The 10,173-nt window shown below is 63.4% G+C and carries 10 protein-coding genes; 9 read left to right on the top strand and 1 reads right to left on the bottom strand.

Annotated elements, in window-relative coordinates:
- Positions 1-77: 77 nt before the first annotated feature.
- Both B7G53_RS10840 and B7G53_RS10835 read left to right on the top strand, forming a co-directional pair.
- Entirely contained in the window at positions 78-719 is a 642-nt protein-coding gene (locus B7G53_RS10840; protein WP_096667454.1) for a response regulator, read from the top strand.
- A gap of 201 nt (positions 720-920) precedes the next feature.
- The gene (locus tag B7G53_RS10835; protein WP_255249972.1) at positions 921-2,504 is read left to right on the top strand and encodes a sensor histidine kinase; all 1,584 of its coding nucleotides are present in this window, start codon (positions 921-923) and stop codon (positions 2,502-2,504) included.
- 78 nt (positions 2,505-2,582) lie between these two features.
- Here the strand turns inward: B7G53_RS10835 and B7G53_RS10830 are convergent, their stop codons facing one another.
- Positions 2,583-3,650 carry an MBL fold metallo-hydrolase gene (locus B7G53_RS10830; protein WP_096667452.1) on the bottom strand — a complete coding sequence of 356 codons (1,068 nt, stop codon included), beginning with the start codon at positions 3,648-3,650 and terminating at the stop codon, positions 2,583-2,585.
- A 112-nt stretch (positions 3,651-3,762) separates the two neighbouring features.
- Here B7G53_RS10830 and B7G53_RS10825 point away from each other — a divergent pair, with 112 nt between their 5' ends.
- The 7 genes from B7G53_RS10825 to B7G53_RS10795 are packed head-to-tail and all read left to right on the top strand — an operon-like array spanning position 3,763 to position 10,116.
- On the top strand, positions 3,763-4,167 hold the full coding sequence (locus B7G53_RS10825) for a MerR family transcriptional regulator (protein ID WP_096667450.1): 405 nt from the start codon (positions 3,763-3,765) through the stop codon (positions 4,165-4,167).
- Between the two features lie 42 nt (positions 4,168-4,209).
- A complete protein-coding gene (locus B7G53_RS10820; protein ID WP_096667448.1) occupies positions 4,210-4,671 on the top strand; it encodes a PaaI family thioesterase in 462 nt (153 codons plus the stop codon).
- Between the two features lie 20 nt (positions 4,672-4,691).
- A complete protein-coding gene (locus B7G53_RS10815) occupies positions 4,692-5,873 on the top strand; it encodes an isovaleryl-CoA dehydrogenase (protein WP_096667446.1) in 1,182 nt (393 codons plus the stop codon).
- Between the two features lie 46 nt (positions 5,874-5,919).
- Positions 5,920-6,582, top strand: coding sequence for a carbonate dehydratase (gene can / locus B7G53_RS10810; protein ID WP_096667444.1), 663 nt, complete (start codon positions 5,920-5,922; stop codon positions 6,580-6,582).
- A gap of 5 nt (positions 6,583-6,587) precedes the next feature.
- Positions 6,588-8,399, top strand: a complete 1,812-nt coding sequence (aceK, locus tag B7G53_RS10805; protein WP_096667442.1) for a bifunctional isocitrate dehydrogenase kinase/phosphatase — start codon at positions 6,588-6,590, stop codon at positions 8,397-8,399.
- 8 nt (positions 8,400-8,407) lie between these two features.
- A complete protein-coding gene (locus tag B7G53_RS10800) occupies positions 8,408-8,890 on the top strand; it encodes a hypothetical protein (protein WP_096667440.1) in 483 nt (160 codons plus the stop codon).
- A gap of 32 nt (positions 8,891-8,922) precedes the next feature.
- Positions 8,923-10,116 carry an acetyl-CoA C-acyltransferase gene (locus tag B7G53_RS10795; protein ID WP_096667438.1) on the top strand — a complete coding sequence of 398 codons (1,194 nt, stop codon included), beginning with the start codon at positions 8,923-8,925 and terminating at the stop codon, positions 10,114-10,116.
- Positions 10,117-10,173 lie beyond the last annotated feature (57 nt).

The following is a 10,173-nucleotide window of genomic DNA, read 5'->3' as shown; positions in this document are numbered from 1 at the left end:
TTGATGGTTATTAAATCCAATTGCTTAAATTCACTAAATTGTTTAAATTGCAGATGTAGTATTCAATAGGTTTTTTTATGTCCCGCGAATCCCAAACTTTCGAAAAAGCCATCACTGCGAGCGATTTCTCCAGCGATGACTATTGCGGAACCACCTATGCCGCCAAACTGCTGGGCTTGTCGGTAGCTACCGTGCAGTCACTGGTCGAGAAGGGCGAGATTGAGGCCTGGAAAACCCTGGGAGGCCACCGCCGGCTTTCCCTGCGTGCCATCAATGCCTACCTGCAGAAAAACAGTCCACAACGCGCCCAGGTGGACGCAGATCCGCGCAATCGCCTGAGCGTCCTGGTGGTGGAAGACGACGAGGCCACCTGCGAGCTTTACAAGGCCCATTTCGACGAATGGGACATGGCGGTGGACTGCAGTTTCATGCCGTCTGCGCTGGAGGCATTGATGGACATTGCCAGCATGCGCCCGGACCTCTTGATCACCGACCTGAACATGCCCGGCGTGGACGGCATGGAAATGCTGCGGGCCCTCAAGCGCAACCAGCAGTTGCTGGCCATGCAGATCCTCGTCATCAGCGGCTTGCCCCGCGAATCCATCACGGAAAGAGGCGGCCTGCCACCCAACTCCTACTACCTTGAGAAGCCGATCAATTTCGACTGGCTGCATGGGTACGTCACGGCGCTGCTGGTGGCCAACCGCAAGTGGCGCTAGGACTCGGCCCGGACCTGTCGACACATGACGGCGTACCCTCGCTCTTCCGTCCCTGGTAAATCCTGGCCCAGGCTGCGTCTGCGTCTGCGTCTGTGGTTGGTGCCTGATCCCGGGCGCGAATCAATCGGTTTCATCGGGTGCAGGTATTTCTGGAACGACGCACCAGGGCAGCATCCCCTCCGCGTTTGAAGAAGCCTGGTCTTGGCCCCGCTGACCCATTTCAACGCATGGCTGAAGTCGCTGAGGGGAAGCCGGCGGGCACTGCTTCCAGGAGCCCAATCCGGGCAGGCGCGCGCCAACGCGGAGGCCCTGCAGGCCGGTCTTGATCTGTCGTCCGACGGCATTGTCTTGCTGGACAACACCGGCCGGGTGGTGGCCTTCAACAGTTGTGCCCAGGCGCTCATGCACTCCGCGCTCGGCGATCTCCGGGGGAATGATTTCTGGGATGCGGTACCGGAAGAAATTGCAGATGAGTACCGCGGCGCCGCCGAGCAGGCGTTGCTGGAAACCGGCAGCCACGCCTTTGTGGTCTGGCATGCGTTTGAGGAGCAGTGGGTCGAGTACTGCCTGCGCCAGCATGACGACGGCTTGCTGGTAACGCTCAGGGATATCAGCGCCATCCATCAGGCCTCGCGTGCGCTGCGATACAGCGAGTCCTGCAACCAGACCCTGTTCGACGCTCATCCGCAGGCGATGTGGTTGTTCGATGCCGGCTCACGGCACATTTTGGCGGCCAACAACGCTGCGGCCGCGCTGTATGGCATGGCGCCGGCAGCGCTGAAGGCGCTTTTCGTTGAAGCGCTTTTCCCCGAGGGCGAAGGGGCATCCCTGCTGGACTCGCTGCCGCCAGGTGACTTTCAGCAGGAAATGCGGCTGTGCACCCAGAAGAGGGCAGATGGCGAGCGCATGCTTGTTGAGCTGGCCTGCTCCAGCGTGCAATGGACGTTGCGGCCGGCCGTGCTGGTCAGTGTGACTGACGTTGGCGCGCGTCACCTCGCCGATGCCCATCTGTCCAGGCTCAATGAAGAGCTCGAGATGCGCATCGCGCAATGCACCGGCGAACTGCAGCGTAGCCGTGGTGAATTCGACGCTTTCACGAGGGCCGTGCTGCACGACCTGAAGGGGCCGTTGCATGTGATCGACGGTTTTGCCACCACGCTGGCGGAGCGCCATGGCGCAGCGCTTGATGCGCAAGGTCAGCATTACCTCGCGCGCATTCAGGCGAGCAGCCTCCAGCTGGCCAGGCTGATCGATGATTTGCGCACCCTGACCTATTTGCCGAGCATGCCCATGGCGCTGCAACGGGTGGACCTGGCCCCCGTGTGCCAGCGCATTGTGGCCGAGTTGCACAAGCGCGAGCCGGCCCGGCGTCTGGTGCTTGAGATGGAGCCTGCGCTGCTGCTTGTCTGTGACAAAGACCAGCTTTGCATTGCGTTGGCCTGTCTGCTCGACAACGCCTGGAAGTTCACCGCCAGGAAAGAGCAGAGCTGGATCAGGGTGGACCTCATGCCGGGGAAAAACCCGACAGAGCTCGTCCTGTCGGTCTCTGACAATGGTGCCGGTTTCGATACGGCCTACACCGACAAACTGTTCACGGCTTTCGAGCGCCTGCATTCGGCGGTGGACTTTCCCGGCACCGGCTTGGGCCTGGCGATTGTCAAGCGTGTGGCCCAACTGCATGGCGGTGAGGTCTGGGCTGTGGCTGCTGACAAGGGCGGCGCCAGCTTCTTCATGTCCCTGCCGCAGGGCTCGGACTCTGCCAGCGGCTTCCCGCCGGCCGTCTGACCCAGCCTGGCAGCAACGCGCGCCAACTGAAAGCTGGCGCCCGCTGAACCCCGCGCTCCCCCGGGGGAGATCAGCGCTTCAGGCCGGTTCAAACCGGTAGATGCCGTCATCGCCCAGCCGGCGCTGCAACCGGCCTTCAAACCACAAGGTGTGCAGATGCGCCACCGCCTCGCCCATGGCGAAGGTGGTCTGGTGCAGGTCCAGGACACGCTTGAACATCACGGGCAGGATGTCGGCGCCGCTGCAGGGGCTGGCCTGGCAGGCTTGCATGACCTCGGCCAGGCGGTCGCGGTGATGCGCGTGCAGCTGCGCAATCCGTGTGTGCAGGCCCCGGAAGGGTTTGCCGTGCGAGGGCAGGGTCAGCGTATCGGCATGCAGGGGCGCGAACTTGTCGATGGACTGCAAAAACAGGGTCAGCGGGTTGGATTCGGGCTCGGTGTCGTACACGCTGACATTGGTCGAGATGCGCGGCAACACCATGTCACCGCTGATCAGCGTGCGGGTTTCGGCACAGTGCAGCGCAATGTGTTCGGGCGCATGGCCGTAGCCGCTGATGCAGGTCCAGCGGCGCCCGCCGATGCTGATGGCCTGGCCGTCCATCATGCGGTGAAAGCGCGCGGGCACGTCGGGCACCAGGCCGGGGTAGTAGTTGGCGCGCGCCCGGATTTGTGCCAGGGACTCGGTGTCGGTCAGCCCATGCGAGGCAAAAAACCCGGCGGCGCTTTCGCCGCCGAAGCCGGTGCTGTTGCCGGTGGCGATGCGGGCCGTGTGGTAGTCGGTGGCACTGATCCACAGCGGCGCGTTCCAGCGCTGGCACAGCCAGTGCGCCAGGCCGATGTGGTCCGGGTGCATGTGCGTCACGATGACCCGCAGAATCGGCAGGCCTTCCAGTTCACCCGCAAAAATCTGTTCCCACTGCGCTTTCGACTCGTCCCTGCTAACGCAGCAATCCACCACCGTCCAGCCGGACACGCTGCCCGCGGGGCCGGGCAGCTCGTCGCGCAGCAGCCAGAGGTTGATGTGGTCCAGCGCAAAGGGCAGGCGCATGCGCAGCCACTTGACGCCCGGGGCGACCTCCAGGGCGCCGCCGGACGGCGGCAGGGCATCGCCGAAAGGGTAGTGCAGCTGGGCTTCCTGTGGATTCATCTTGTAAGATCGCCGGTTGGATTGACGTTTACGTTAACGTAAGCTTGATGTCTGCATTACACCCGAATTAGCTAGCGGCTTCACGAGGGCCCTGTCACCAGGGTTTCACCACATGGCAACCACGACCACGCACTCCATCAGCGATCTGGCCAAAGAGTTCGACCTGACCACACGCGCCATCCGTTTCTACGAAGATATGGGCCTGTTGCAGCCGCAGCGCGAGGGACCCGGCGGGCGTAACCGCGTGTACAGCGCGCGCGACCGCACCCGGCTCAAGCTCACCTTGCGCGCCAAGCGCCTGGGGCTGAGCCTGTCCGAGGCCAAGGAAATCATTGACACCTACGACAGCCCGCGTGACACCGGCCCGCAGCTGAAGAAATTCCTGGCCGTGCTGGCCCAGCACCGCAAGCAGCTCGAGGAGCAGATGGCCGACCTGCAGGCCAATCTGGAAGAGGTCAGGCTCCATGAAAAGGAAGCCCGCGCCCTGCTGGCCAAGACGGCCAAAACCGCAAAATAGGCCATAATTGACGTTTACGTAAACGTCAACCAGGAACCGGCCATGGAACTACCCCATTTCGAGCCCAAGGACCCGGGCTATGCGGCCCGCGTGCAGGACAGTTTTGCGCGCCAGGGCGCCATGGCCACGCTGGGCGCCGCGCTGGCCGGCATAGAGCCCGGCCGGGTCGTCATCGAGCTCGACTGGGCGGCTGGCCTGAGCCAGCAGCATGGGTTTCTGCATGCCGGCATGGTGGCCACGGCGCTCGACTCGGCCTGCGGCTACGCCGGCTTCACGCTGATGCCGCTGGACGCCGGCGTGCTGACCATCGAATACAAGATCAACCTGCTGGCCCCCGCCAAAGGCCAGCGTTTCCGCATGGTCGGGCAGGTCATCAAGCCCGGGCGCACCGTCACCGTGACCGAGGGGCGCGCCTATGCCATCGACAACGGCCGCGAAAAACTCATTGCCACCATGGGCGCGACGCTGATGACCATCACCGGCCGCGACGACGTGAAAAACTGAACCCAATCAAGGAGACCCTCATGAACAACCTGCCCGGACTCAACTTCCAGCTCGGCGAAGACATTGACGCGCTGCGCGACGCCGTGCGCGAATTTGCCCAGGCCGAAATTGCGCCGCGCGCCGCCGCCATCGACGCCAACGACCAGTTCCCCATGGACCTCTGGCAGAAAATGGGCAGCCTGGGCGTACTCGGCATCACTGTCAGCGAGGAGTACGGCGGCGCCAACATGGGCTACCTGGCCCACATGATCGCGATGGAAGAAATCAGCCGCGCCAGCGCCTCCGTCGGCCTGTCCTACGGCGCGCACAGCAACCTGTGCGTCAACCAGATCAAGCGCAACGGCACCGAAGCGCAGCGCGCCAAATACCTGCCCAAACTGATCAGCGGTGAACATGTCGGTGCGCTGGCCATGAGCGAGCCCGGCGCCGGCAGCGATGTCCTCAGCATGAAGCTGAAAGCCGAAGACAAGGGCGGCTACTACCTGCTTAACGGCAGCAAGATGTGGATCACCAACGGCCCCGACGCCGACACGCTGGTGGTGTATGCCAAGACCGAGCCCGAACTCGGCGCGCGCGGCGTCACCGCCTTCCTGATTGAAAAAGGCATGAAGGGCTTTTCGGTCGCGCAAAAGCTCGACAAGCTGGGCATGCGCGGCTCGCACACCGGCGAGCTGGTGTTCAGCAATGTCGAGGTGCCGGCGCAGAACATCCTGGGCGGCCTCAACAGCGGCGCCAAGGTGCTCATGAGCGGGCTCGACTACGAACGCGCGGTACTGACCGGCGGGCCGCTGGGCATCATGCAGTCGGTCATGGACAGCGTGATTCCCTACATTCACGACCGCAAGCAGTTCGGCACCAGCATCGGCGAATTCCAGCTGATCCAGGGCAAGGTGGCCGACATGTACACCGTGCTGCAGGCCGGCCGCTCCTTTGCCTACACGGTCGCCAAAAACCTCGACCTGCTCGGCACCGAACATGTGCGCCAGGTGCGCAAGGACTGCGCGTCCGTCATTCTCTGGTGCGCCGAAAAAGCCACCTGGATGGCCGGCGAAGGCGTGCAGATTTTCGGTGGCAATGGCTACATCAACGACTACCCGCTGGGCCGGCTCTGGCGCGACGCCAAGCTGTATGAAATTGGTGCCGGCACCAGCGAGATCCGCCGCATGCTGATCGGGCGCGAGCTGTTTGCCGAGACCATGTAAGCCGTCCATGTGAGCCGTGTTATTCCCCGCAGGTGAAAATAGCAGCATGACTTCCTCCATCCAAGACCTTTTTTCCCACAACCGCGCCTGGGCCGAGCAGATGGAGCGGGACCGTCCCGGTTTTTTCACCAAGCTGGTCAAGCAGCAAAAGCCCAAGTACATGTGGATTGGCTGCTCCGACAGCCGCGTGCCGGCCAACCAGATCACCGGCCTGGAGCCGGGCGAGGTGTTTGTGCACCGCAACGTGGCCAACATCGTGGTGCACTCCGACCTCAACGCGCTGTCGGCGATCCAGTTCGCGGTGGATATGCTCAAGGTCGAACACATCATGGTGGTGGGCCACTACGGTTGCGGCGGCGTGCTGGCGGCGCTGGACGGCGCGCGCATCGGCCTGGCCGACAACTGGATACGCCACATCCAGGACGTGCGCCATCGCCACCGCCAGCTGCTCGACAGCCTGCCCGAGGCCTTGCGCGCCGACGCGCTATGTGACCTCAATGTGATCGAGCAGGTGGTCAACGTCTGCGTCAGCACCGTCATGGTCGATGCCTGGGCCAAGGGCCAGAAGGTCAGCATCCACGGCTGGGCCTTTGGCGTGCACGACGGCCTGCTGCAGGACCTGAAGATGACCATCTCCGACCCCGCCGATCTTGATGCGCTGTACCGCCTGGCGGTCGAACGTGTCTGGGACTCCCGGCGCCCCGCCTGACGGCCATGTTTCCGCAGCGCCTCGACTCGCCGCTTGCCTACGACATCGCCAAGGCGATGATGGACGGCTTCAACCGGCATTACCAGCTGTTCCGTACCGAGTCGGCGCGCGCCAAACACCGTTTTGAAACCGCCGACTGGCACGGCCAGCAGCGGGCCCAGCGCGAGCGCATCGAGTTCTACGACCTGCGCGTGCGCGAGGCCTCGACCCGGCTGGAGCGCGAGTTCAAGGCAGGTGAGCAGTCCATGGACGTCTGGCACCAGGTCAAGCTGCATTACATCGGGCTGCTGGTCGACCATCACCAGCCCGAGCTGGCCGAGACCTTTTTCAACTCGGTCACCACCAAGATCCTGCACCGCAGCTATTTCCAGAACGACTTCATTTTTGTCCGGCCGGCCATCAGCACCGAGTACATCGAAAACGACGAGCCCGCCGCGCGGCCCACCTACCGGGCCTACTACCCCCAGCGCGACACCCTGCACAGCCACCTGGTCCGGCTGGTCAACGATTTCGAGTTGCACATCGAGTTTGAAGACCTGGCGCGCGATGCCGGCTACGTGGTCGAGGAACTCGGCGGCCGGCTCGGCGACGTCAAACTGCGCGCCAACTTCCAGATCCAGGTGCTCTCGGGCCTGTTCTTTCGCAACAAGGGCGCCTACATCGTCGGCAAGCTGATCAACGGCTTCAACGAGCTGCCGTTTGCCCTGCCGCTGCTGCACGCCAAATCGGGCAAGCTGGCGATTGATGCGGTGCTGATTGGCGAGGACGACCTGCTGATCCTGTTCAGTTTTGCCCGGGCCTACTTCATGGTGGACATGGGCATCCCCTCGGCCTACGTGCAGTTCCTGCGCAGCATGATGCCGCGCATGCCGCGCGCCGAAATCTACAACGCCTTGGGCCTGGCCAAGCAGGGCAAGACGCTGTTTTACCGCGACTTCCTCTACCACCTGCGCCACTCGACCGACAGCTTCCGCATTGCCCCCGGCATCAAGGGCATGGTCATGCTGGTGTTCGACCTGCCATCCTTCCCCTACGTGTTCAAGGTCATCAAGGACTATTACCCGCCGCAGAAGGAAACCACGCGCGAGCAGATCAAGGCCAAGTACCTGCTGGTCAAGCAGCACGACCGCGTCGGCCGCATGGCCGACACGCAGGAGTACAGCGAGGTGGCCTTCCCGCGCGAGCGTTTCGACGACGCGCTGATTGCCGAAATCGAGAAATTTGCGCCCAGCCAGCTCGAGATCAGCGACCGCGACAGCGACGGCAACATCGAGGTCATCATCAAGCATGTGTACATCGAGCGGCGCATGATCCCGCTCAACATCTACCTGCAGGAAGCCTTCGACACCGGCGTGGACGAGCCGGCGGCGAAGGCGCAGATCGAGCGCGCCGTGGTCGAATACGGCAACGCCATCAAGGACATGGTGGCGGCCAACATCTTCCCGGGCGACATGCTGTTCAAGAATTTCGGCATCACGCGCCACGGCAAGGTGGTGTTCTACGACTACGACGAGATCGAATACCTCACCGACTGCAACTTCCGCAAGGTGCCCACACCGCGCAACGAGGAAGAAGAGATGAGCGGCGAGGTCTGGTACTCGGTCGGGCCCCGGGACGTGTTCCCGGAAACCTTCGAGCCTTTCCTGCTGGGCAACCCCGCCGTGCGCGAGGTCTTCATGAAGCACCACGCCGACCTGCTCGACGCCGCCTTCTGGCAGGGCCACAAGGAGCGCATTGCCGCCGGCCATGTGCACGACGTGTTTCCCTATGAGCGCGAGCGGCGTTTTGTGCACCGGCACGCGCCGCAGAAAGCCTGAGGACGACCATGCGAGACGCCTGGGAATACGCCAGCTTCGTGGTCACCGCGCTGGCCCTGCCGTTTGCGATATTTTTCTTTGCCCTCGAGCAGCGCAAGGAGCGCAACAACGAGGAGGAAGAAGCCTACCAGCTGCTGTCCGACGCCTACAACGACTTCCTCAAGGTCGTGCTGGCCAACCCCGACCTGCACCTGCGCACCAACGAGCCGCTGGAGAGCCCCACGCGCGAGCAAAATGAACGCACCATGATCATCTACGACATGCTGATTTCGCTGTTCGAGCGCGCCTACATCGTCGCCTGGAGCGAGCGCATGAGCGAGGTCGAGGCGCGCCGCTGGAACAGCTGGGACGACTACATGCGCGAGTGGTGCCAGCGCGAGAATTTTTTCAATGCCCTGCCGCTGTTGCTGCGTGGTGAAGACCCCGGCTTTCAGCAATACATCCTGCGTGTCGCTCAGGAAGAGCGCGGCGCAGTCATTCAACTTGCCTAACTTGTTTAACTTGTTCAACTCAGGAGAAAACCATGTCCACATCCACCACTGATTCCGTTGTCATCCTCGGCGCCGCCCGCACCCCCATGGGCGGCTTCCAGGGCGACTTTTCCAGCCTCGCCGCGCACGACCTCGGCGGCGCCGCCATCAAGGCTGCCATCGAGCGCTCGGGCGTCGCGCCCGAAAAAGTCGACGAAGTGCTGTTCGGCAACTGCCTGATGGCCGGCCAGGGCCAGGCGCCGGCGCGCCAGGCCGGTTTCAAGGGCGGCCTGCCCGCCAGCGCGGGCGCGGTCACGCTGTCCAAGATGTGCGGCTCCGGCATGGAGGCCACCATGCTCGCGCACGACCAGCTGCTGGTCGGCAGCCGCGACGTGATGGTGGCCGGCGGCATGGAAAGCATGACCAACGCACCGCACCTGCTGCTCAAGGGCCGCAGCGGCATCCGCATCGGCCATGACCGCATTTACGACCACATGATGCTCGACGGCCTGGAAGACGCCTACGAACCCGGCCGCGCCATGGGCACCTTCGGCGAGCAGTGCGCCGAGAAGTACCAGTTCACGCGCGAGGCGCAGGACGCGTTTGCCACCACCAGCGTGAACCGCGCCAAGGCCGCCACCGAGTCCGGCGCCTTCAAGGCCGAAATCACCCCTGTCACCGTCAAGGGCCGCAGCGGCGACACCGTGATTTCCATCGACGAAGGTCCGGGCAAGGTCAAGCTCGACAAGATCTCCACGCTGCGACCGGCCTTCAAGAAAGACGGCACCATCACCGCCGCCTCCAGCTCGTCGATCAATGACGGTGCCGCCGCCCTGGTGCTCACGCGCGCATCGACGGCCAAGGAACTGGGCGCCAAGCCGCTGGCCCGCATCGTCGGCCACGCCACCTTTGCCCAGGCGCCCGAGTGGTTCACCACCGCGCCGGTCGGCGCCGTGCAGAAGCTGCTCAAGAAAATCGGCTGGAGCGTGAAAGACGTGGACCTGTGGGAAATCAACGAGGCGTTTGCCGTCGTGCCCATGGCCGCCATGAAGGAACTCGGCATCGGCCACGACATCGTCAACGTCAACGGCGGCGCCTGCGCGCTCGGCCACCCGATTGGTTGCAGCGGCGCCCGCATCATCGTCACGCTGATGTATGCGCTCCAGGCCCGCGGCCTGAAAAAAGGCGTTGCCACGCTGTGTATCGGCGGCGGCGAAGGCACGGCGCTGGCCATCGAGTTGCTATAAATTGCATAGCTTCTGGCGCTTGCAAAATAAGGGCTGGAGGCCGATTTGATGCATGAA

This window comes from Polaromonas sp. AET17H-212 (assembly GCF_002379085.1).
In the GTDB taxonomy this organism is placed as follows: Bacteria; Pseudomonadota; Gammaproteobacteria; order Burkholderiales; family Burkholderiaceae_C; genus Polaromonas.
The sequence above is the reverse complement of the archived record's forward strand: the minus strand, read 5'-3'. Positions and strand labels throughout refer to the sequence as shown.